Genomic DNA, 21539 nt, shown 5'->3' with positions numbered 1-21539 from the left:
CATTTATCCGATATGCGAGTTCACCCGGAATCCGGTCGTACAAGTCTAGGTTAGCTTTGGAGCGTGTCCGAAACGCCTCGCGTCTCGCTGCGGTCACTGCTGCCATACCTTCGCGATCACCGGGGCACCCTCGTCGTCGTCGGTGTCCTCTCCCTGTTCAGCTCCGTCACCACCCTCGCCCAGCCGCTGCTCACCCGGCGGATCCTCGACCAGATCCAGGCCGCGCGGTCCGTCTGGGCGACCGTGGCGCTGCTCGTCGGCGTGCTCGCGGCCGTCGCGGTGATCAGCGCGTCGCGCGACTTCCTGCTCCAGCGCACCGCCGAGGGGCTCGTCCTCACCGCCCGGCGACGGCTGACGCGGCACCTGCTGCGGCTGCCGATCCAGGAGTACGACCAGCGCCGCACCGGCGACCTGCTGTCCCGGGTGGGCGCCGACACGACGCTGCTGCGCGCCGTGGTCACCTCGGGCCTGTTCGAGGTCGCCACCGGCAGCGTCATGGTGCTCGGCGCGGCGACCGCGATGGTGCTGCTCGACCCGATCCTGTTCCTCACCGCGGCCGCCGGGTTGTCGCTGGGCCTGTCGTTCGGGCTGGTCTTCGCGCGGCGGGTGCGCCCGGCCTCGGAGGCGGCCCAGGCCCGCATCGGCGACATGACCAGCGCGGTCGAGCGGGCGCTGTCCGCCGCCCGGACCATCCGGGCCAGCAACGCCGAGGAGCGCGAGATCGCCACGGTCGAGACCGGCGCCGAGGAGGCCTACCGCGCCGGCGTGCGCATCGCCCGCCTCCAGGCCCTCGTCGGCCCGGCCGGGGTCGCGGCGATCCAGGGGGCGTTTCTGCTGCTGCTCGGCGTCGGCGGCGCCCGCGTGGCCGCCGGGACGATCTCCGTCGGCGACCTCATCGCCTTCGTGCTCTACCTGTTCTTCCTGGTCATGCCGCTGGGCCAGGCCCTGAACGCCTACACCCAGCTACAGACGGGCCTGGGCGCGTTGCAACGGATGGAAGACATTTTGGCGGTACCCCTGGAAGCCGACGCCGGCACCGCGACCCCCGCCGGCGGTGTCGTCGCGGTTGCCTTCGACGGGGTCACGTTCGCCTATGCGGGCGCGGCCGCCCCGGTGCTGCAGGACGTGTCGTTCGCCGTCCCCTACGGCACCCGGACCGCCCTGGTCGGCCCTTCCGGCGCCGGCAAGTCGACGCTGCTGCAACTGGTCGAGCGTTTCTACGACGTGACCGGTGGCGCGGTGCGGGTGGCCGGCACCGACGTGCGCGACCTGCCGCGGCGGGTGCTGCGCTCGCAGCTCGGATACGTCGAGCAGGAGGCCCCGGTCCTGGCCGGCACCCTGCGGGAGAACCTGCGCCTGACCCTGCCGTCGGCGATCGAGGCGCAGATGCTCGCCGTGCTGGCGGCGGTCAACCTCACCGACATCGTCGGGCGCACCGAGCTCGGCCTGGACGCCCAGGTCGGCGAGGGCGGCGTGCTGCTGTCCGGCGGCGAGCGGCAGCGGCTGGCGATCGCCCGGACCCTGCTCGCCGCGCCGCCGATCCTGCTGCTGGACGAGCCGACCTCCAACCTCGACGCCCGCAACGAGGTGGCCCTGCGCGAGGCGATCGACACCGTGGCCCGCGACCGCACCATGATCGTCGTGGCCCACCGCCTCTCCACGGTCGTCGACGCCGACCAGATCGTGGTCCTGGAGGCCGGCCGGGTCGCCGCCGTCGGCCGCCACGACGAGCTGCTGGAGATCAGCCCGCTCTACCGCGAGCTGGCCACCAACCAGCTCCTCGTGGCATGACGACCGCCCCCGCCTGGGTCGTGGCCGGCCCGCCCGGCGCCGGCAAGTCGACGGTCGCCGCCCTGCTGCTGCGCCTGCTCTCCCCCACCCCGGCCCTGCTGGACAAGGACACCGTCTACGGCGACTTCGTCGCGGCCACCCTGGCCGCCGCGGGCCGCCCGCCGGGCGAGCGGGAGGGCCCGTGGTACGACGCGAACATCAAGGTGCACGAGTACTCCGGCCTGGCCGGAACGGCTCGCGAGATCCGCTCGCACGGCTGCCCGGTGCTGCTGTCGGGCCCGTTCACCGGCCAGATCTCGGACCCGGCCCGCTGGACGTCGTTCGTGACGGCGCTGGGCGGCGAGCCGGTTCGCTTGGTCTGGATCCGCTCGGACGCCGAGACGCTGCGCGAGCGGCTGGAGGCGCGCGGGTCGCACCGCGACGGGCAGAAGCTGGCCCGCTGGCCGGAGTTCCTGGCCGCGATCCCACCGGACCGGCCGCCGGCGGTGCCGCACCTGGAGGTCGACAACCGCGCGGGCGCCCCGCCGCTGCGCCAATCGCTGGAAGCGGTCCTGCACCTTTAGCCCCGCACATTTGCGGGATGCCAGCTCGGATAAGTCCAGACACTCCGTGTCCGGACTTATCCGACTTATCGCCTGTCAGGCGAAATGTCCGGTAAGTCATGACGCCGCCAGGCGTCGTGACTTACCGGCTGCGACCGGAGCGAACGAATCCCTCCGTGATCATGCTCGCGCCCACTGGCGCACGGCGCTTTTCCATGATCACGGAGACATATGGTACCTATGTGTACATATTCTCTCCACGATCATCGAAAAGCGTGATGCAGGCGGCGACTTCCGCATGATCGCGGAGAGTTCTCGTCGCAATGCCCCGGACGGAGGCGCGGAACGCCTTCGCGATCACGCTGCGGCCTCCGCGAGCCCGGCCCGGCGGCGCGGAAGCGCACGCGCGGAAGCGCACGCGCGGAAGCGCACGCGCGGAAGCGCACGCGCGGAAGCGCACGCGCGGAAGCGCACGCGCGGAAGCGCACGCGCGGAAGCACGGGCGCGGAAGCACGGGCGCGGAAGCACGGGCGCGGAAGCACGGGCGGGCGGACGGTGTGGCCAGTCGGCGCGAAGGCGCGGGCGCGAACGGACGCGGCGCAGGCGTGGAAGCGAAGGCGCGAAGGCGCGGGCGCGGGCGGCCGACCCAACCGGGCGCGAGCGGGCGAGCGAACGGGCGCGGGGTCGGGGTTACAGCTCCAGCGGGTCGATCTGGATCCGGACGGGATCGGGGGCGCGGCGGACCGACCGGGCGCCGGCCGCCGCCTTCAGGGCCAGGGCCAGGGCCTTCCCCGACGAGCGGGCGGTTCGCACGAGCATGCGCTCCTGACCCTCTTCGGCGGCCGGTACCGGGCCGAGGACCTCGGCGCCGGGCGGCAGGGAGGCCAGGGAGAGCAGTTCGGCCACCGCCGTCGGGGCGCCGGTCAGGGCGGCGATCCGCGCCGCCGGAGGGAAGCCCAGGTCGCGGCGGTCGGCCAGTTCGCGGGCGGCCAGCCAGGCCGGGTCGAAGCGCAGCAGGGCCTGCACCGCGGCCAAGCCGCCGTCGGCCACGACGACGACCGGGGCGGCCGGGCGGGCCAGGGCCGCGGCGGCGAACCAGCGGCGCAGCGCCTCCTCGGTGCCGCGCAGGTCGGCGCGGGTCAGGAAGGCCCAGGTGTCGAGCAGGAGCACGGCGCCGTAGCCGCCGGTCGCCAGCGGTTCGGCGCCGGGGGTGGCGACGACGAGGGCGGGCTCGGAGGGTACCGAAGCGAGGATCTCATCGCGGCCCGAGGTGCGCACCGGCGTGTCGGGGAAGGCGCGGGCCAGCTCCTCGGCGGTGCGCCGGGCGCCGACGACCGCGGCGCGCAGGCGGCGGCCGCCGCACTCGGGGCAGGTGTGGCCGGCGGCGGGGCGGCCGCACCAGCGGCAGACGGGCACGCCGGCGGCGGCGGGCAGGGCGAGGGGGCCGGAGCAGTGGATGCACCGGGAGGGCGTGTAGCAGTCGGCGCAGGAGACGGCCGGCAGGTACCCGCGCCGCGGCACCTGGACGAGCACGGGCGCGGCGCCGGCCAGGGCGTCCCGGGCGGCGCGCCATGCGATCGAGGGCAGCCGCGCGGCCGCGGCCTGGGGGTCGCGGCCCTGCTCGTGCTCGCCGACGGTGAGCACGCGGGGCATGCGGCGGCGCAGTTCGGCTCGGGTCGCGGCGACCTCGATGGCCCAGCCGGTTTCGACGAGTTGTTGTGCTTCGGTGGTACGTCCGAAGCCCCCCACGATCGCCGCGCACCCCTCCAGTTCGGCGCGGGCCAGCAGGACCTGCCGCGCGTGCGGGTAGGGGGCGCGCGGCTCGCTGTGCAGGTCGTCGCCGTCGTCCCAGATCGCGACGAGGCCGAGGCCGGCGACCGGGGCGAAGGACGCGGCCCGGGTGCCGATGACGATCCGGGCCGTGCCGCGGCAGGCGGCCAGGAATCGCCGGTACCGCTCGGCCGGCCCCAGCGCGGCGGACAGCGCCACGTGGTGGCCGGGGCCGCCGAGGACCCGCCGCAGGGCCGCGTCGAGCCGGTCGAGATCGCGCGCGTCGGCCACGACGATGAGGCTGCCGCGCCCGGCGGCGAGGGCGGTCGCGGCCGCCTCGGCGAGCCGGGCCGGCCAGTCCTCGCCGGGCAGCGCCGTCCACACCGCCCGGGCCATCCGCCCGTTGCCGAGGGCCCGCAGCAGCGCCGCCCCGGCCGCATACCGCACCCACCCCGCCGGGTCCACGCGCACATCGAAGCCGCGAACCCCCGCGGAACCCGCCGACCCCGTGACCGACATTTCGGATATTTCCGGAATGTCGGAGGCAGTGGCTGGCCCAGCGGAGCCAGACTCAGTGGAGCCGGGCTCAGCCGGGGCAGCGGAGACCGACCCGGCGGTGCCGGGCTCAGCCGGGACAGCGGAGGCGGAGACCGACCCGGCACCGCCGGGCTCAGCCGGCGCGGTGAAGGTGGAATCAGTCGAAGCGGAAGCCGGCGGGGCGGCGGAGGCGGGGCCGGTCGAAGGCGGCGAGTCGGGCGCAGCCGGGCCGGGCGGTGCCGGAGCAGGCCCGGCCAGGGGTGCCGAAGCAGGCTCCGCCGGGGGCGCCGCAGCAGGCTCGGCCGGGGGTCCAGCAGTGGTCTCGGTCTTGGCGTGGCGTGGCGGCACGGCCAGGCGCAGCACGTCGGAGAGGGTGCCGGCGTAGCGGTCCGCGATCTCGCGGGCCAGCCGGGCCACCTCCGGCGTCAGCACCCGTTCGGGCGAGACCACGCGCTCCAGGAAGGACAGCTTGCCCTCGTGGGAGGAGGAGGCGGCGCGGGACAGGAGGTAGCCGTCCACGAGTTGGCCGGCGAAGCGGACTCGCACCCGAGTGCCGGGCTGGGCAGTGGTGGCGGCCGATTCCGGGACGAGGTAGTCGAAGGGTCGGTCCAGATGTGGCAGGGGGCTGTCGACGCAGATTCGGGCGATCGGCAGATCGGCGGCCGCGTGTTTCGCGGGAGGTGCGGAGCGGGCGGCTCGGGCCCGGCCGCCGGCATTTCCGGCGATGCGTCCGGCGGCGGCGCGCGGTTGCAACTCGGACTCCGCGAAGAGTGCCGGCTCAATAGGCTCTGGTCGATTGCGTGCGGGCTCAGACAATGGCGTCGGCCGATCAATCCGGGATCCGGGCTGATCGGCCAACGTCGGCGGGTGGGTGGGCGGGAACGTCAGGCGCCGGCGGCGGACTTCAGCTCGGCCGTGCGGGAGGTCTGCTCCCAGGTGAAGCCGGGTAGCTCGCGGCCGAAGTGGCCGTAGGCGGCCGTCTGCTGGTAGACCGGCTTGAGCAGGTCGAGGTCGCGGATGATCGCGGCCGGGCGCAGGTCGAAGACCTCGCCGATGGCCTTCTCGATGCGCTCGACCGGCACGGTCTCGGTGCCGAAGGTCTCCACGAACAGCGAGACCGGGTGGGCCTTGCCGATCGCGTAGGCGACCTGGGCCTCGCAGCGCTCGGCCAGGCCGGCGGCCACGACGTTCTTGGCCACCCAGCGCATCGCATACGCCGCGGAGCGGTCGACCTTGGACGGGTCCTTGCCGGAGAAGGCGCCGCCGCCGTGGCGGGCGTAGCCGCCGTAGGTGTCGACGATGATCTTGCGGCCGGTCAGGCCGGCGTCGCCCATCGGGCCGCCGATCTCGAAGCGGCCGGTCGGGTTGACGAGCAGGCGATAGCCCTCGGTGTCCAGGCCGAGGCCGTCGAGTTCGGGGGCGATGACGTGCTCGCGCACGTCGGGGGTGAGCAGCGAATCGAGGGAGATGTCCGGCGCGTGCTGGCTGGACACCACCACGGTGTGCAGGCGCACCGGGCGCAGCCCGTCGTACTCGATGGTGACCTGCGTCTTGCCGTCCGGGCGCAGGTAGGGGATGGTGCCGTCCTTGCGCACCGCCGACAGGCGCCGGGCCAGGCGGTGGGCCAGCGCGATCGGCAGCGGCATCAGCTCGGGCGTCTCGCTGCACGCGAAGCCGAACATCATGCCCTGGTCGCCGGCGCCCTGCAGGTCGAGCGCGTCGCCGCCGACGCCCTCCCGGGCCTCGATGGCCGAGTCGACGCCCTGCGCGATGTCGGGTGACTGGGAGCCGATCGACACGCTCACGCCGCAGGAAGCGCCGTCGAATCCCTTCTTGGAGGAGTCGTACCCGATGCCGAGGATCGTCTCGCGGACGATCTTGGCGATGTCGGCATACGCGGTTGTGGTCACCTCGCCGGCGACGTGGACCTGGCCGGTCGTGATGAGCGTCTCGACCGCCACCCGGCTGCGCGCGTCCTGGGAGAGCAGCGCATCGAGAACGCCGTCACTGATCTGATCGGCGATCTTGTCGGGGTGGCCTTCGGTGACCGACTCTGACGTGAACAGGCGGCGGGCCAATGGTGCTCCTCTGGGTCACGGCGGTGGACAAGGGAAAGTTAGGCCAGAAGTGTACGGCCTGACGTCCGGGCGACGGTCCAGAGCGCCTCAAGAGTTGTGCAGCACACTAGCCCCGAACGCGGCCCAGGATCAGGCAAAACGGTCGGCCACTCGATCCCAAATCCTATCAGCAAGGTCGTCTTTGGACAGCTCGGGCAAGGCCTCCCGGCCGCCGTCTGCGGCCAGGATCACGGCCTGGTTGCGCTCGGCGCCGAACGTCTTGTCCAGCCCGACCTGGTTGACGACGATCAGGTCGGCCCGCTTGCGCAGCAGCTTCTCGTGCCCGGCCGCCTCGGCGCGGTCGAGCTCGGCGGTCTCGGCGGCGAACGCGACCAGCACCTGGCCTTCAGCCTTGGCCGCGCCGAGCTCGGCGGCGATGTCCGGGTTGGTGACCAGCTCGAGCGTGGGCGCCGCGCCGTCCACCTTCTTAATCTTGCTCTCCGCGAACGCGGCCGGCCGGAAATCCGCGGGAGCGGCGGCCATGACCACCACGTCGGCCACCTTCGCGGCGGCCGTGACGGCCTGCCGCAGCTGCTCGGTCGTCTCCACCCGCACCACGTCGGCGCCGGCCGGGTCGGGCAGGGCGACGTTGGCGGCGATGAGGGTGACCCGGGCGCCGCGGGCGACGGCGGCGCGGGCGATGGCATACCCCTGCTTGCCCGAGGACCGGTTGCCGATGAACCGCACCGGATCGATGGGCTCGCGCGTGCCGCCGGCGGTGACCACCACGTGCCGCCCCACCAGGTCGGGCGCGACCGGGCCGCGGCGCAGCAGGCGGGTGGCGGCGGCGAAGATCTCGGCGGGCTCGGGCAGCCGGCCCTTGCCGGTGTCGGCGCCGGTGAGCCGCCCGACGGCGGGCTCCAGGACCACGGCGCCGCGGGCGCGGAGGGTGGCGACGTTGGCCCGGGTGGCCGGGTGCTCCCACATCTCGGTGTGCATCGCCGGGGCGAAGAGCACCGGGCAGCGCGCGGTCAGCAGCGTGTTCGTGAGCAGGTCGTCGGCGAGGCCCGTGGCGGCCTTGGCGAGCAGGTCGGCGGTGGCCGGCGCGACCACCACCAGCTCGGCCTCGCGGCCGAGGCGGACGTGCGGCACCTCGTGGGCGCCGGTCCAGACGTCGGTGCTGACCGGCTGGCCGGAGAGCGCGGCCCAGGTGGCCTCGCCGACGAAGGTGAGCGCCGCGGCGGTGGGCACGACCCGCACCAGGTGACCGGACTCGGTCAGCAGTCGCAGCAGCTCGCAGGCCTTGTAGGCGGCGATGCCACCGGCCACGCCGAGAACGACCCGGGGCCGCGCCCCGGCGTGGCGATCGGTCATCGGATCAGGGCGTCTCTTCGATACGCTCGGCGGTCAGCAGCCCGCTGTTGATCTCGCGCAGGGCGATGGAGAGCGGCTTCTCCTGCGGCGTGGTCTCCACGAGCGGGCCCACGTATTCGAGGAGCCCCTCGCCCAGCTGGCTGTAGTAGGCATTGACCTGGCGGGCACGCTTCGCCGCGAAAATCACCAAGGCATACTTCGACGTCGTCTTTTCCAGCAGCTCGTCGATCGGCGGGTTGGTGATCCCCTGCGGGTCTGCCACGGTTCCGGCCACGGATACAACCTCAAAACTCTCGCAATTGACAGCTCACGAACCTGACAACCTTACCAGAGCTGGGACAACGCCGACGCGCCCGGACCGAGGTCCGGGCGCGTCGAGTCGTTGCACCGGTCCGGGGGGACCGCCGGCGGGGTCACTTGCCGCCGGCGAACTCCCCGAGCAGGGCCTTGCGCTGCTGGTCGCCCAGGCCGCGCAGGCGACGGCTCTCGGCGATCTTCAGCTTCTCCATGATCTGCGTTGCCCGGATCTTGCCGATGCCAGGCATCGCCTGCAGCACGGCCGAGACCTTCAGCTTTCCGACGACATCGTCGGACTCCGCACGGTCGATCACGGCAGCAAGCGTCGTCTTGCCCTGCTTGAGTTGCTCCTTCAGCTCAGCGCGAGCCTTGCGGATCTCAGCCGCCTTTTCCAAAGCGGCCGCGCGCTGTTCCGGGCTCAGTGACGGGAGCGGCACCAGGTCTCCTCAGGTCCCTTGAAAAAAGTGTTGATGGTCTAGCGCGGGGAAAACTAGCGGTTCAGAAGCCATTTCGGCAACGTCGGAAGACAAGATCGACGCCTTGTGAAGATTCGATGATCACGCAGTGACCGCAATTGCGGACGCACAGGAATCGCGGGCTCGCTCCACCGCGGCACGCAGGGCCGCCGGATCGGGGCCCGCGGCGAGGACTTCGCGCGACCACGAAGGGAGTACGTCGCCCAGGGCGTCGCCGAACACGGCGCGGAGGTCCTCGGCTCGCCCGCCCTGCGCGCCGAGCCCCGGCGCGAGGATCGGTCCATTGAGATGCGTCAGCTCGTGCCCGGTCGGCCCGACCGTCGCGCCGATCACCACGCCGACGTCCCCCAGGGGCTCCACACCCGCGTTGACCTGCGAAATCTCGTCGATGATGGTCTGCGCGACGGTGCGCCCGCCGGCCGCGATGGCCCGCTGGACGGCGGCGCCTTCGGGATTGGAAGTGAGCGCCAACACGAACGCGCCGAGGCCGTGGCGCTGGGCTTTGTCGATGATCGGGCGCAGCGCGCCGAAGCCGAGGTATGGGCTGACGGTGACCGCGTCGGAGCACAGCGGTGAGGCCGGATCCACGTAGGCATCGGCATAGGCGGCCGCCGTGGAGCCGATGTCACCCCGTTTGACGTCGAGGATCACCAGGGTTCCCGCCTCGCGCAACTGTCGGATAACCGACTCAAGGACGGCTATGCCTCTGGAGCCGAAACGCTCAAAAAAGGCAGACTGGGGCTTGACCGCCGCGACCCGTCCGGCCAGGGCCTCCCCCGCCGTCCGACTGAACGCTTCCAGGCCCTTGACATCGTCGGAGAGGCCCCAGGAGAGCAACAGGGAGGGGTGGGGGTCGATCCCCACGCACAGCGGCCCCTGGGCGTCCATGGCGGCCCGCAGGCGGGCCCCGAAGGGTTCGGTCACGGCATGCTCCTCGTCGCAGCGACGGCACCCTGGACGAGCCGGGGACCGTGGTAGATGAAGCCGGTGTAGAGCTGGACCAGCGCGGCGCCGGCCTCGAGCATCCGCTGGGCGTCCTCGGGCCGGGTGATCCCGCCCACGCCGATGACCGGCAGCCCGCTCTCCTTGGCCACGAACCGCACGACCTCCAGCGCCCGCGGGGCGAGCGGCCGCCCGGACAGGCCCCCGGCCTCGGCGGTCGACACCCCCGGCCGCTCCACGGTCGTGTTGGTGGCGATGAGCCCGGCCACGCCGAACCCCAGGCACACGTCGAGCAGTTCGCCCAGCGCGGTGTCGGTGAGGTCCGGGGCCACCTTGACCAGGACCGGCACCGGGCCGCCCAGGGCCAGCGCCTCGGCCCGCAGTGCGCCCAGCAGCGCCGACAGGTGCGCCCGGTCCTGCAGCTCGCGCAGGCCGGGCGTGTTCGGCGAGCTGACGTTGACGGCGAAGTAGGAGCCCAGGCCGTACAGCAGCCGGAAGCTCGCCACATAGTCCTGCACCGCGCCGGTCAGCGGGGTCACCTTCGACTTGCCCAGGCTGATGCCCAGCGGCACGGGCAGCGGCCCCAGGGCGCGCAGCCGGGCCGCGAGCGCGGCGGCGCCGGCGTTGTTGAAGCCCATCCGGTTGACGATCGCCCCGGCCGCCGGCAGGCGGAACAGCCGGGGCCGGTCGTTGCCGGGCTGGGCGTGCCGGGTCACGGTGCCGACCTCGACGAAGCCGAAGCCCAGCCGCGGCCACGCGCGCAGCGCCCGGCCGTCCTTGTCCATCCCGGCGGCCAGGCCCACCGGGTTGGGGAAGTCGACGCCGAACACCGTGCGGCGGGCGCCGGGCGGGCTGAACGGCCGCCGGGCCGCGGGCAGCCGCGCCAGCCAGCGCAGGGTGCGCTCGTGCGCGGTCTCGGCGTCGCCGCCGCCGAGCCGGAACAGCACCGGGCGCAGCGCCCGCTCGTAAAGGGTCATCTGGCCTCCCGCAAGGCGGCGTGCAGCTCCTGCAGCGGCCGCACCGACATCTCGCCGCGGATCAGCGCCTCGATGCCCATCACGGCGGCCGCGGCGCCCGGCAGCGTGGTGATGCACGGGATGTCGCTGACCACCGCCGCGCTGCGGATCTCGTAGCCGTCCTGGCGGCCGCTGGAGCCCTGCGGCGTGTTGATGACCAGGTCGACCTCGCCGGCGGCGATGAGCGACACCGCGTTGCGGGCGCCGACGCCGGGCTCGGCGAAGTGTTTGGGCACGATCTCGCAGGCCACGCCGTAGCGGCGCAGGACCTCGCCGGTGCCGGCCGTGGCCACGATCGCGAAGCCGAGATCGGCCAGGCGCTTGACCGGGAAGACGATCCCGCGCTTGTCCCGGTTGGCGACGGTGACGAGCACGGTGCCGGCGGTGGGCAGGGAGCCGTAGGCGGCCGCCTGCGACTTGGCGAAGGCGTGGCCGAAGGACGGGTCGATGCCCATCACCTCGCCGGTGGACTTCATCTCCGGGCCGAGCAGGTTGTCCACGCCCTTGCCCTCGGTGGTACGGAAGCGCTTGAAGGGCAGTACCGCCTCCTTGACCGCGATCGGCGCGTGCTCGGGCAGTGTGCCGCCGTCGCCGGTGGGCGGGAGCAGGCCCTCGTCGCGCAGCTCGGCGACGGTGGCGCCGAGCGCGATGCGGGCGGCCGCCTTGGCCAGCGGTACCGCCGTCGCCTTCGAAACGAACGGGACGGTGCGCGACGCCCGCGGGTTGGCCTCCAGCACGTAGAGCACGTCGTCCTTGAGCGCGTACTGCACGTTGAGCAGCCCGCGCACCCCGACCCCCCGGGCGATGGCGGCCGTGTAGCGGCGCACCTCCGCGAGGTGGACCGCGGCGAGCGTGATCGGCGGCAGCGCGCAGGAGGAGTCCCCGGAGTGGACGCCGGCCTCCTCGATGTGTTCCATGACGCCGCCGAGGTACACCTCGCCGGTGGCGTCGCACAGCGCGTCGACGTCGATCTCGATGGCGTCGTCGAGGAACCGGTCGACGAGCACCGGGTGCTCCGGGGAGATCTCGGTGGCCCGGCCGATGTAGTCGCGCAGCGTCGGCTCGTCGTAGACGATCTCCATGCCGCGGCCGCCGAGCACGTAGGACGGGCGCACCAGCACCGGGTAGCCGATCGCGTCGGCGATCCGCTTGGCCTCCGCGAACGCGGTCGCGGTGCCGTGCTCGGGCGCGCGCAGCCCGGCCTCGGCCAGCAGCGCGCCGAAGCGCCCGCGGTCCTCGGCCAGGTCGATGGCGGCCGGCGAGGTGCCCACGATCGGCACCCCGGCCCGCGCCAGGCGCTCGGCCAGGCCCAGCGGCGTCTGCCCGCCCAGCTGCACGATCACGCCGACGACGCCGGGGCCGCCGGCGGCCCGCCCGGAGGTGTCCTCGGCGTGCACGACCTCGAGCACGTCCTCGAAGGTCAGCGGCTCGAAGTAGAGCCGGTCGGCGGTGTCGTAGTCGGTCGAGACGGTCTCCGGGTTGCAGTTGATCATGACGGTCTCGAAGCCCTTGTCACGCAGCGCCATGACCGCGTGCACGCACGAGTAGTCGAACTCGATGCCCTGGCCGATGCGGTTCGGCCCGGAGCCCAGGATGATCACCTTCGGCTGGGCCGACGGCGTGACCTCGGTCTCGTCCTCGTAGGTGCTGTAGTGGTACGGCGTGCCGGCGGCGAACTCCGCGGCGCACGTGTCCACGGTCTTGTACACCGGCCGCAGCCCGAGGCGGTGGCGCAGGCTGCGCACCCCGTCCTCGCCGGCGAACTCGGGCCGTAGCGCCGCGACCTGCCGGTCGGAGAGGCCGGCCCGCTTGGCCCGGCGCAGCAGCGGCGCGTCGAGCACGGCCGCGTCGACGATCTCGGCGCGCAGCTCCACCAGGGCGGCGAGCTGGTCGACGAACCACGGGTCGAAGCCGGACGCCTCGGCCACCTCGTCGACCGTGTGCCCCTGGCGCAACGCCAGCTCCGCGGTGTAGAGCCGCCCGTCGTGCGGCGTGCTGAGGTCTGATAGCACTGATTTATCGGATTTATCGGGTACCGTCCAGAATCCCGCGGCTTTCGTCTCCAGCGAGCGCATGGCCTTGCCCAGCGCCTCGGCGAAGGTGCGGCCGAGCGACATCGCCTCGCCGACGGACTTCATCGTGGTGGTCAGCTCCGGGTCGGCGCCGGGGAACTTCTCGAAGGCGAAGCGCGGGATCTTCACCACCACGTAGTCCAGCGACGGCTCGAAGGCGGCCGGCGTCTTGAGGGTGATGTCGTTGGGGATCTCGTCGAGGGTGTAGCCGATGGCCAGCTTCGCGGCGATCTTGGCGATCGGGAAGCCGGTCGCCTTGCTCGCGAGGGCGCTGGAGCGCGACACCCGCGGGTTCATCTCGATGACGACGAGGCGGCCGGTGGCCGGGTTGACCGCGAACTGGATGTTGCAGCCGCCGGTGTCGACCCCGACCTCGCGCAGCACCGCGATGCCGAGGTCGCGCAGCCGCTGGTACTCCACGTCGGTGAGGGTCATCGCCGGCGCCACGGTCACCGAGTCGCCGGTGTGCACGCCCATCGCGTCGACGTTCTCGATCGAGCACACGACCACGACGTTGTCGTGCTTGTCGCGCATGAGCTCGAGCTCGAACTCCTTCCAGCCGAGCACGCTCTCCTCGATGAGCACCTCGTGCACCGGGGAGGCGGCCAGCCCGCCGCCGGCCAGCCGGTCGAGGTCGGTGGCGGTGTGCGCCATGCCGGAGCCGAGCCCGCCCATGGTGAACGAGGGCCGGATCACGACCGGCAGGCCGAGCTCGGCGACGGTCTCGTGCACCTCGTCCATGGAGTGGCAGACCCGCGAGCGGGGCGTCTCGCCGCCGGCCCGGGCCACGATGTCCTTGAACAGCTGCCGGTCCTCGCCGCGGCGGATCGCCTCGATGTCCGCGCCGATCAGCTCGACGCCGTACTTGTCCAGCACCCCGGCCTCGTGCAGCGCCACGGCGGTGTTCAGCGCGGTCTGCCCGCCCAGCGTGGCCAGCAGCGCGTCGGGCCGCTCGCGGGCGATGACCTGCTCGACGAACTCCGGGGTGATCGGCTCGACGTAGGTGGCGTCGGCGAACTCGGGGTCGGTCATGATCGTCGCCGGGTTGCTGTTGACCAGGCTGACCCGCAGGCCCTCGGCGCGCAGCACGCGGCAGGCCTGGGTGCCGGAGTAGTCGAACTCGCACGCCTGGCCGATGACGATCGGGCCGGAGCCGATGACGAGGACGTGCCGGAGGTCGGTGCGCTTAGGCATGGCTCTGCATCAGCTCCGCGAATCGGTCGAACAGGTAATCCGCGTCGTGCGGCCCCGCTGCCGCCTCCGGGTGGTACTGCACGGTGAAGGCCGGCACGTCCAGGCAGCGCAGCCCCTCGACGACGTCGTCGTTGAGGCAGACGTGGCTCACCTCGACGGCGCCGAAGTCGGTGTCCGCCCGGCCCTGCAGCGGGGCGTCGACGGCGAAGCCGTGGTTGTGGCTGGTCACCTCGACCTTGCCGGTGGTCCGGTCGAGGACGGGCTGGTTGATGCCGCGGTGGCCGTAGCCGAGCTTGTACGTGCCGAAGCCCAGCGCCCGGCCGAGGATCTGGCTGCCGAAGCAGATGCCGAACAGCGGGATCCGCTCGGTCATGACCGCCCGGGCCAGCGCGACCGGCTTGTCGGCCGTGGCCGGGTCGCCCGGGCCCGGCGAGAAGAACACCGCGTCGGCGCCGACCGCCCGGATGTCGGCCAGGGTCGCCGAGGCCGGCAGCACGTGGGTGGTGACGCCGCGGGCGGCGAGCCGGCGCGGGACGTTGCGCTTGATGCCGAGGTCGATCGCGGCGACCGTCAGGCGGTGCTCGCCCTGGGCCGGCACCGTGTACCGCTCGGGCGTGGTGACCTCGGCGGACAGATCGGCGCCGAGCATCTGCGGCTGCTCGCGGACCCGGCTCAGCAGCCCGTCGCGGTCGTCGTCGACGCTGGACACCCCCACCCGCATGGCGCCCCGCTCCCGCAGGTGCCGGGTCAGCGCGCGGGTGTCGATGCCGCTGATGCCGACCACGCCCTCCTCGGCCAGCCGCTCCTGCAGTCCGCCGGAGGCCCGCCAGTTCGAGTACGACCGGGAGGGGTCGCGCACCACGTACCCGGCGACCCAGATCCGGCCCGACTCGTCGTCCTCGCCGTTGACGCCGGTGTTGCCGATCTGGGGCGCGGTCTGCACGACGACCTGGCGGTGGTACGACGGGTCGGTCAGCGTCTCCTGGTAACCGGTCATACCGGTGTTGAAGACGGCCTCGCCGAACGTCTCGCCGGCCGCGCCGAACGCCTCGCCCCGGAAGGTGCGCCCGTCCTCCAGGACGAGCAGGGCCTCGCTGCGCCTCACCGTGTCGCCTTTCCGTTGAGCACCGTCGGCTCCCCGCGCAGGTAGGTCGCCTCGATGCGGCCGCGCAGTTCCATTCCGGCGTAGGGGGTGTTGCGGGAGCGGCTGGCCAGCGCCGTCGGGTCGACGGTCCAGCGCACGCCCGGGTCGAGGATCGCGATGTTGGCCGGCTGCCCCACCGCGAGGCCGCCGCCTTGTCCGGACCCGCCGCCTTGTCCAGACCCGCCGCCGGACAGCCCGGCGATGCGGGCCGGGGCGGCCGACATCCACTCGGCGATGCGGTCCCAGCGCGGGCCCATGGTCTGGATCACGATCGCGAGCGCCGTCTCCAGCCCCAGCATGCCGGGCCGGGCGCCCTCCCACTCGCACTCCTTGTCCTCGACGCTGTGCGGGGCGTGGTCGGTGGCCACGCAGTCGATCGTGCCGTCGAGCAGGCCCTCGCGCAGCGCGAGCACGTCGGCCTCGGTGCGCAGCGGCGGGTTGACCTTGAAGACCGGGTCGTACCGGGTGGCGCGCTCCTCGGTGAGCAGCAGGTGGTGCGGGGTGACCTCGGCGGTGACCCGCCAGCCCTTGGACTTGGCCCAGCGGATCAGCTCGACGCTGCCCGCGGTGGAGACGTGGCAGATGTGCAGGCGGGCGCCGACGTGCCCGGCGAGCAGCACGTCGCGGGCGATGATCGCCTCCTCGGCCACGGCCGGCCAGCCGGTCAGCCCGAGCCGGGCCGCGACCTCGCCCTCGTTCATCTGTGCGCCGGTGGTCAGCCGTGGCTCCTCGGCGTGCTGGGCGATCACCCCGTCGAAGGCCTTGACGTACTCCAGCGCGCGGCGCATGAGCCGCGGGTCGGCCACGCAGTGCCCGTCGTCGGAGAAGACCCGCACCCGGGCGGCCGAGTCGGCCATCGCGCCGAGCTCGGCCAGCTGCTCGCCGCCCAGGCCGACGGTGACCGCGCCGACGGGCTGCACGTCGACCAGCCCGGCCTCGCGGCCGAGCCGCCAGACCTGCTCGACCACGCCGGCGGTGTCGGCGACCGGCGAGGTGTTGGCCATCGCGCAGACGGCGGTGTAGCCGCCCAGGGCCGCGGCCCGGGAGCCGGACTCGACGGTCTCGGCGTCCTCGCGGCCCGGCTCGCGCAGGTGCGTGTGCAGGTCGACCAGGCCGGGCAGCGCGATCAGCGGCCCCGGTTTAACCGGGTCGATGGCGACGATCACCCCGTCCTCGACGGTGATCTCCCCCACGCTGGTGCCCGAGATCTTCATGCTGTTCCTCCTGGTCGTGGACTGCGGGGCTCGCAAGCTCGCTCCTCGCTCACGACTTGCCACCAAGCAGCAGGTAGAGAACCGCCATGCGCACGGAGACGCCGTTGGCGACCTGTTCGACGATCGTGGAGCGGGCCGAGTCGGCGACGTCGGGCGAGATCTCCATGCCGCGGTTCATCGGGCCCGGGTGCATGACGATCGCGTGCTCCGGCAGGCGGCGCATGCGGGGGACGTCGAGGCCGTAGCGGCGGGAGTACTCGCGCTCGGAGGGGAAGTACGCCTGGTTCATGCGCTCCCGCTGCACCCGCAGCATCATGACGACATCGGAGTCCGGCACCACGGCGTCGAGGTCGTAGCAGGTCGCGGCCGGCCACGCGGCGACGCCCACCGGCAGCAGGGTCGGCGGCGCGACCAGCGTCACCTTGGCGCCCAGCGTGTGCAGCAGCTGCACGTTGGAGCGGGCGACCCGGGAGTGCAGCACGTCGCCGACGATGGTGACCCGCAGGCCGGCGAGGCGGTGCAGCCGGCTGCGCATGGTGTAGGCGTCGAGCAGGGCCTGGGTCGGGTGCTCGTGCGTGCCGTCGCCGGCGTTGACCACGCTGCCCTCGACCCAGTTGGCCAGCCGGTGCGGCGCGCCGCTGGCCGGGTGGCGCACCACGACGGCGTCGGCGCCCATCGCCTGCAGGGTCAGCGCGGTGTCCTTGAGGCTCTCGCCCTTGGAGACGCTGGAGCCCTTGGCCGAGAAGTTGATCACATCGGCGCTGAGCCGCTTGGCCGCCGCCTCGAACGAGATCCGGGTCCGGGTGGAGTCCTCGTAGAACAGGTTCACCACCGTGCGCCCGCGCAGCGTGGGCAGCTTCTTCACCTCACGCGCGGCCAGGCTCGCCATCTCCTCGGCCGTGTCCAGCACCAGCGTGGCGGTGGGCGCGTCGAGGTCGGCGGCGCTGAGCAGATGCTTGATCATGACCGGTTCCCCCTGCTCCTGATCACGACGGCGTCCTCGCCGTCGATCTCGGCGGTCAGCACCCGCACGCTCTCCTGCATCGAGGTCGGGACGTTCTTGCCGACGTAGTCGGCGCGGATCGGCAGCTCGCGGTGGCCGCGGTCGACGAGGACGGCCAGCTGGACGGCGCGCGGCCGGCCGAGGTCCTTGAGCGCGTCGAGCGCGGCCCGCACGGTGCGGCCGGAGAAGAGCACGTCGTCGACGAGGATCACCCGGCGGCCGTCGATGCCGCCCGGCGGTATCTCCGTGTGACCAACGGCACGGGTGGCCTGCAGGCGCAGATCGTCCCGATAGAGCGTGATATCCAACACACCTACCGGAACGTCAAAACCCTCGAAGGCCGCGATCCGGGCGGCTAGGCGGCGAGCCAGCGGAACGCCACGTGTAGGTATGCCGAGCAGCACCGTTTCGGCCGCGCCGGACGTCTTTTCCAGAATCTGGTGGGCAATCCGGTCAACCACCCGGGCGACATCGGTCGCCGTTAGGATGGTTTTTCCCAGCTCAGTGCCGGTTGTCGGAGACGACAAGACCTGACCTCCTTCCCCGCCTCACCGGACGGGTTGTTAAAGGACGCCGAACTCCGACTACCCTAACAACCGTCCTGACCAGGGCAACGGAAGGGTCTCGACCACTTGACCACGCGTCGCGAGCCAGTTACGGTCACGCTCCGTAGCGATCGCTGGGGGAACCCCCCAGGCCAGTGACTGGGAGTGTCCGTATGCCGTCTGAGTACGCCAAGTCTCTTGGTGCTCGCCTGCGCTCCATCCGACAGCAGCAGGGGCTGTCTCTGCAGGGTGTCGAGGAGAAGTCGGCAGGGCGTTGGAAGGCCGTCGTCGTCGGGTCGTATGAGCGTGGCGACCGTGCCGTCACCGTCTCTCGCCTGGCGGAGCTGGCCGAGTTCTACCGAGTGCCCGTCGCCGAGCTGCTGCCCGACGGCAGCGGCGTGCGCCACGAGCCCACCAACAAGATCGTCCTCGACCTGGAGCGCCTCTACGACGCCGGCGCCGAGGACCTCGCCTACGTCGCCCGCTACGCCCGGGCCATCCAGCAGCAGCGGGGCGACTACAACGGCCGCGTGCTGTCGATCCGCGCCGACGACCTGCGCGCCCTGGCGATCGTCTACGACGCTTCGCCGTCGGGCCTGGTCGAGCGCCTCAACGAGCACGGTGTGCTGGTCACCGACCCGCGCAGCCTGTTCCAGAGCTGATCTACGGCGGCAAAGGGCCGCACCCGGGGCCGGTCCGGGTGCGGCCCTTTGCCGCGTTTTTTGTTCTTGGCACCGCGCACCTGGCAGGGCCTGGCCGCCCGTTCAGGGCAGGCCAGGCCCGTTGTCTCGCGGGAGGAACGGTCCGCAGGTGACGCGGGCCCGAGCCCGGAAAAAGGTCAGGTGGCGTAGTCGGCGATGCGGCCCAGGATGCCGTTGAGGAAGCGCGGCGAGTCGTCCGTGGACAGCGTCTCGGCGAGCTCGACCGCCTCGGTGATCGCCACCGGGTTGTCGACCTCGTCGTTGTACAGCAGCTCGTAGACGGCGATGCGGGCGAGGTTGCGGTCCACCACCGGCATCCGCTCCAGCGTCCAGCCCTCGGCATAGCTCGACAGCAGCTCGTCGATGCGCGCCGCGTGGCTCTCCACGCCCTCCACGAGTTGGACCGTGTAGGGCAGGTAGCTCGGCCGCGGCTCCTCCAGGTTGGCCACGTAGGCGGCCAGCACCGTCGCCCGCGGCTCGCGGCGCAGGTCGGCCTGGTAGAGCACGTCGAGCGCCCGCTTGCGCGCCTTGCGCCGGGCCGTCATCTGGGCGGTGACGTCACCGCCCAGAAAGGAGCCCGAGTTCCAGTTCGTATTACTGCTCACGCCCGGCCCAGGTATCGGCTGTCGCGGGTGTCGACCTTGATCTTCTCGCCGGTCGAGATGAACAGCGGCACGTTGACCGTGGCGCCGGTCTCCACCGTGGCCGGCTTGGTGCCGCCGGTGGAGCGGTCGCCCTGCAGGCCCGGCTCGGTGTAGGTGACCTCGACGATGACCGAGGTCGGCAGCTCGACGTAGAGCGGGGCGCCCTCGTGGGTGGCCACGGTCACCCCGGCCTCGGGGAGCAGGAACTTGCTCGCCTCGCCGACGGTGCCGCCGGGGACGGTGATCTGGTCATACGTGTCCAGGTCCATGAACACGAAGTCCTCGCCGTCGGCGTACAGATACTGCATCGTGCGCTTGTCGACGGTGGCGGTGTCGACCTTGGTGCCGGCGTTGAACGTGCGGTCGACCACCTTGCCGGAGAGCACGTTCTTGAGGGTGGTCCGCACGAACGCGCCGCCCTTGCCCGGCTTGACATGCTGGAACTCCACGACGGTCCACAGGTCGCCGTCGAGATTGAGCACCAGGCCGTTCTTCAGGTCGTTCGTGGTTGCCATCTGGTGACGTCACTTTCGTCGCTGCCGGCCCGCAGACCGGGAAGATTGAAGGTCCCCAACGGCTCGCGAGCAGCCGATGCGGAAAAAGGCCCGGTGAAGTGTACCGGGCGAGCGGAAACGGCCCGAAACAGTGTACCGGACAAGGAGGGCCCAGTTCACCGATCGTTAACCTTCCATACACCTAGCTCTGCCAGCGTGCCGGGGTGGGAAGACCAGACCTCCTCAACCGTACCCTGGGCTTCGCCGGATCCGTCGCGATCGCGCTGTGTGGCCTGGCGGTCGGAGCGCTTCCCAAAAGCGACCCGTTCGAGCACTGGCCCCTGATCCGTGAGCTGCGCTCGTACCCGCTGGTGTCGATCGCCGGCACCTACGTCGGGCTGGCCCTGCTGTGCGGCGCCTGGCTGCGCCTGCGCGGGACGCTCGACGAGCAGCGCCCGGCCGACCTCGTCCGCACCCTGCTGTGCTGGACCGCGCCGCTGGTGCTCCTGCCGCCGATGTTCAGCCAGGATGTGTACAGCTACCTCGCCCAGGGCGCGATGGTCCACGAGGGCATCGACGCCTACAAGTTCGGCCCCGCGATGCTCGGCGGCCGCTTCGCCGACGACGTGCCCGCGATCTGGCAGAACACGCCGGCCCCCTACGGCCCGCTGTTCCTGCGCGGCGCGGCCGCGGTGGTCAACCTGACCGGCCAGAACGTGGTGTTCGGCGTCTGGGCGTTCCGGCTGATCGCGCTGGCCGGCGTGGCCCTGGTGGTCCTGTGCCTGCCGGCCATCGCCACCCGCTTCGGCGTCCCGGTCCAGCGGGCGCTGTGGTTCGGCGCCCTGAACCCGCTGCTGCTGCTGCACCTGGTGGCCGGCATGCACAACGACGCGCTGATGATCGGCCTGATGACCGCTGGGATCTACGCGGCGGTACGCCGCCATCCCGCCCTCGGCGCCGTGCTCATCAGCGCCGCCGCACTGATCAAGGCCCCGGCCGCACTCGCCCTGGTCGCGATCCTGATACTGAGCCCGCGCGCGTGGGCCTGGGTCCGCATCATCGTGGCCGGCGGCGTCTCGTTCGCCGGCTTGCAGCTGGCCTCGGGCCTGGGCACGGGCTGGATCTCCGGGATGCGCACCCCGACGTCGGTCCGCAACGGCCTGTCCTTCAGCACCGACCTGGGGATGCTGCTGGCGGCGGTCGGCTGGCCCGGCCCGATGCAGGTGATCCGCACCGTCGCGGCCGTGGCCGGCTTCCTGCTCGCCGGCTGGGCGCTGCTGCGGGCACCGAACCCGGTCGCCGGGCTGGGCCTGGCGCTGGCGTCGATCATCGTGCTCGGCCCGGTGGTGCATCCGTGGTACCTGCTGTGGGCCTTCGTACCGCTCGCGGCCGGCCTGCGCCGGGTGCCGCAGGCCGCCGTGTGGGGCTCGGTGGGGCTCGCGTTGTTCCTGCTCCCGACCGGCGCGCCCGGCTACCCGCAGGCGGTGGTCGCCGCCTCGGTCGGCACCGTCGCCGGGGTGCTCTACCTGCGGCTGCGCCCGCCGGTCCCGGCCCTCGCCGCCGCGACGTACTGACCCGCCCGGCCCGCCGCGGGGCCCGCCCGCCATCAGCCCCGCGCCGTGAGGCCGCCGCCAGCCCCGCCCGCCGTGGGGCCCGCCGCCAGCCGCGCACGCTGTGGGCCCGCCGCCGGTCGCCATGCCCGCCCGGGGCGGCGGTGTCCGGCCGG

The 21539-nt window shown here is 72.5% G+C and carries 18 protein-coding genes; 4 read left to right on the top strand and 14 right to left on the bottom strand.

Annotated elements, in window-relative coordinates; all coding sequences use genetic code 11:
* Nucleotides 1–63: 63 nt before the first annotated feature.
* Both ACQPXD_RS10335 and ACQPXD_RS10330 read left to right on the top strand, forming a co-directional pair.
* On the top strand, nt 64–1791 hold the full coding sequence (locus ACQPXD_RS10335; protein ID WP_432837122.1) for an ABC transporter ATP-binding protein: 1728 nt from the start codon (nt 64–66) through the stop codon (nt 1789–1791).
* Complete coding sequence (locus ACQPXD_RS10330; RefSeq protein ID WP_432837120.1) at nt 1788–2354, top strand: AAA family ATPase; 567 nt, start codon at nt 1788–1790, stop codon at nt 2352–2354. The genes ACQPXD_RS10335 and ACQPXD_RS10330 overlap by 4 nt, the downstream gene beginning before the upstream one ends.
* A 669-nt stretch (nt 2355–3023) precedes the next feature.
* Here the strand turns inward: ACQPXD_RS10330 and ACQPXD_RS10325 are convergent.
* The 12 genes from ACQPXD_RS10325 to pyrR form a co-directional block, all read right to left on the bottom strand.
* Complete coding sequence (locus ACQPXD_RS10325; RefSeq protein ID WP_432843779.1) at nt 3024–5279, bottom strand: primosomal protein N'; 2256 nt, start codon at nt 5277–5279, stop codon at nt 3024–3026.
* A 245-nt stretch (nt 5280–5524) separates the two neighbouring features.
* Nucleotides 5525–6718 carry a methionine adenosyltransferase gene (gene metK, locus ACQPXD_RS10320; protein ID WP_432837118.1) on the bottom strand — a complete coding sequence of 398 codons (1194 nt, stop codon included), beginning with the start codon at nt 6716–6718 and terminating at the stop codon, nt 5525–5527.
* 129 nt (nt 6719–6847) lie between these two features.
* Entirely contained in the window at nt 6848–8071 is a 1224-nt protein-coding gene (gene coaBC / locus ACQPXD_RS10315; RefSeq protein WP_432837116.1) for a bifunctional phosphopantothenoylcysteine decarboxylase/phosphopantothenate--cysteine ligase CoaBC, read from the bottom strand.
* A gap of 4 nt (nt 8072–8075) precedes the next feature.
* The gene (gene rpoZ, locus ACQPXD_RS10310) at nt 8076–8345 is read right to left on the bottom strand and encodes a DNA-directed RNA polymerase subunit omega (RefSeq protein ID WP_344616982.1); all 270 of its coding nucleotides are present in this window, start codon (nt 8343–8345) and stop codon (nt 8076–8078) included.
* A 139-nt stretch (nt 8346–8484) separates the two neighbouring features.
* A complete protein-coding gene (mihF, locus tag ACQPXD_RS10305) occupies nt 8485–8805 on the bottom strand; it encodes an integration host factor, actinobacterial type (RefSeq protein ID WP_190253177.1) in 321 nt (106 codons plus the stop codon).
* A 120-nt stretch (nt 8806–8925) separates the two neighbouring features.
* Nucleotides 8926–9732: an orotidine-5'-phosphate decarboxylase gene (gene pyrF, locus ACQPXD_RS10300; RefSeq protein ID WP_432843777.1), complete on the bottom strand. Its 807-nt coding sequence runs from the start codon at nt 9730–9732 to the stop codon at nt 8926–8928.
* 32 nt (nt 9733–9764) lie between these two features.
* Complete coding sequence (locus ACQPXD_RS10295) at nt 9765–10763, bottom strand: quinone-dependent dihydroorotate dehydrogenase (protein ID WP_432837113.1); 999 nt, start codon at nt 10761–10763, stop codon at nt 9765–9767.
* Nucleotides 10760–14068, bottom strand: coding sequence for a carbamoyl-phosphate synthase large subunit (carB, locus tag ACQPXD_RS10290; protein WP_432837111.1), 3309 nt, complete (start codon nt 14066–14068; stop codon nt 10760–10762). Before carB ends, ACQPXD_RS10295 begins: the two co-directional genes overlap by 4 nt.
* A complete protein-coding gene (gene carA, locus ACQPXD_RS10285) occupies nt 14061–15173 on the bottom strand; it encodes a glutamine-hydrolyzing carbamoyl-phosphate synthase small subunit (protein ID WP_432837109.1) in 1113 nt (370 codons plus the stop codon). The genes carB and carA overlap by 8 nt, the downstream gene beginning before the upstream one ends.
* Complete coding sequence (locus tag ACQPXD_RS10280; protein ID WP_432837107.1) at nt 15170–16426, bottom strand: dihydroorotase; 1257 nt, start codon at nt 16424–16426, stop codon at nt 15170–15172. The genes carA and ACQPXD_RS10280 overlap by 4 nt, the downstream gene beginning before the upstream one ends.
* A 49-nt stretch (nt 16427–16475) precedes the next feature.
* A complete protein-coding gene (locus tag ACQPXD_RS10275; RefSeq protein WP_432837105.1) occupies nt 16476–17390 on the bottom strand; it encodes an aspartate carbamoyltransferase catalytic subunit in 915 nt (304 codons plus the stop codon).
* Nucleotides 17387–17956 carry a bifunctional pyr operon transcriptional regulator/uracil phosphoribosyltransferase PyrR gene (pyrR, locus tag ACQPXD_RS10270; RefSeq protein WP_432837103.1) on the bottom strand — a complete coding sequence of 190 codons (570 nt, stop codon included), beginning with the start codon at nt 17954–17956 and terminating at the stop codon, nt 17387–17389. The genes ACQPXD_RS10275 and pyrR overlap by 4 nt, the downstream gene beginning before the upstream one ends.
* 191 nt (nt 17957–18147) lie before the next feature.
* Here pyrR and bldD point away from each other — a divergent pair, with 191 nt between their 5' ends.
* On the top strand, nt 18148–18636 hold the full coding sequence (gene bldD / locus ACQPXD_RS10265; protein WP_432837101.1) for a transcriptional regulator BldD: 489 nt from the start codon (nt 18148–18150) through the stop codon (nt 18634–18636).
* A gap of 176 nt (nt 18637–18812) precedes the next feature.
* On the opposite strand, the gene nusB is transcribed toward bldD, so the two are convergent.
* Together nusB and efp are read right to left on the bottom strand one after the other, a co-directional pair.
* Nucleotides 18813–19220, bottom strand: coding sequence for a transcription antitermination factor NusB (nusB, locus tag ACQPXD_RS10260; RefSeq protein ID WP_432843775.1), 408 nt, complete (start codon nt 19218–19220; stop codon nt 18813–18815).
* A gap of 56 nt (nt 19221–19276) precedes the next feature.
* Nucleotides 19277–19834, bottom strand: a complete 558-nt coding sequence (efp, locus tag ACQPXD_RS10255) for an elongation factor P (RefSeq protein ID WP_432837099.1) — start codon at nt 19832–19834, stop codon at nt 19277–19279.
* 203 nt (nt 19835–20037) lie between these two features.
* Between efp and mptB the strand changes: the two genes are divergently transcribed.
* Nucleotides 20038–21387 (top strand): polyprenol phosphomannose-dependent alpha 1,6 mannosyltransferase MptB, encoded by a 1350-nt coding sequence (gene mptB / locus ACQPXD_RS10250; protein ID WP_432837097.1) that lies wholly within the window; start codon nt 20038–20040, stop codon nt 21385–21387.
* The last annotated feature ends 152 nt before the right edge of the window (nt 21388–21539 follow it).

The sequence above is a fragment of the Dactylosporangium sp. CA-092794 genome, from assembly GCF_050948465.1.
Lineage (GTDB): Bacteria > Actinomycetota > Actinomycetes > Mycobacteriales > Micromonosporaceae > Dactylosporangium.
Note: the sequence above shows the minus strand (reverse complement) of the source record. Positions and strands in the feature narration are given on the sequence as shown.

Coding starts and splice junctions, on each gene's coding strand:
- efp (WP_432837099.1), bottom strand. CDS start 19,834: ATGGCAACCACGAACGACCTGAAGAACGGCCTGGTGCTCAATCTCGAC.
- carB (WP_432837111.1), bottom strand. CDS start 14,068: ATGCCTAAGCGCACCGACCTCCGGCACGTCCTCGTCATCGGCTCCGGC.
- bldD (WP_432837101.1), top strand. CDS start 18,148: ATGCCGTCTGAGTACGCCAAGTCTCTTGGTGCTCGCCTGCGCTCCATC.
- coaBC (WP_432837116.1), bottom strand. CDS start 8,071: ATGACCGATCGCCACGCCGGGGCGCGGCCCCGGGTCGTTCTCGGCGTG.
- pyrF (WP_432843777.1), bottom strand. CDS start 9,732: ATGGACGCCCAGGGGCCGCTGTGCGTGGGGATCGACCCCCACCCCTCC.
- ACQPXD_RS10330 (WP_432837120.1), top strand. CDS start 1,788: ATGACGACCGCCCCCGCCTGGGTCGTGGCCGGCCCGCCCGGCGCCGGC.
- ACQPXD_RS10275 (WP_432837105.1), bottom strand. CDS start 17,390: ATGATCAAGCATCTGCTCAGCGCCGCCGACCTCGACGCGCCCACCGCC.
- ACQPXD_RS10280 (WP_432837107.1), bottom strand. CDS start 16,426: ATGAAGATCTCGGGCACCAGCGTGGGGGAGATCACCGTCGAGGACGGG.
- nusB (WP_432843775.1), bottom strand. CDS start 19,220: ATGACGGCCCGGCGCAAGGCGCGCAAGCGGGCGCTCGACGTGCTCTAC.
- ACQPXD_RS10295 (WP_432837113.1), bottom strand. CDS start 10,763: ATGACCCTTTACGAGCGGGCGCTGCGCCCGGTGCTGTTCCGGCTCGGC.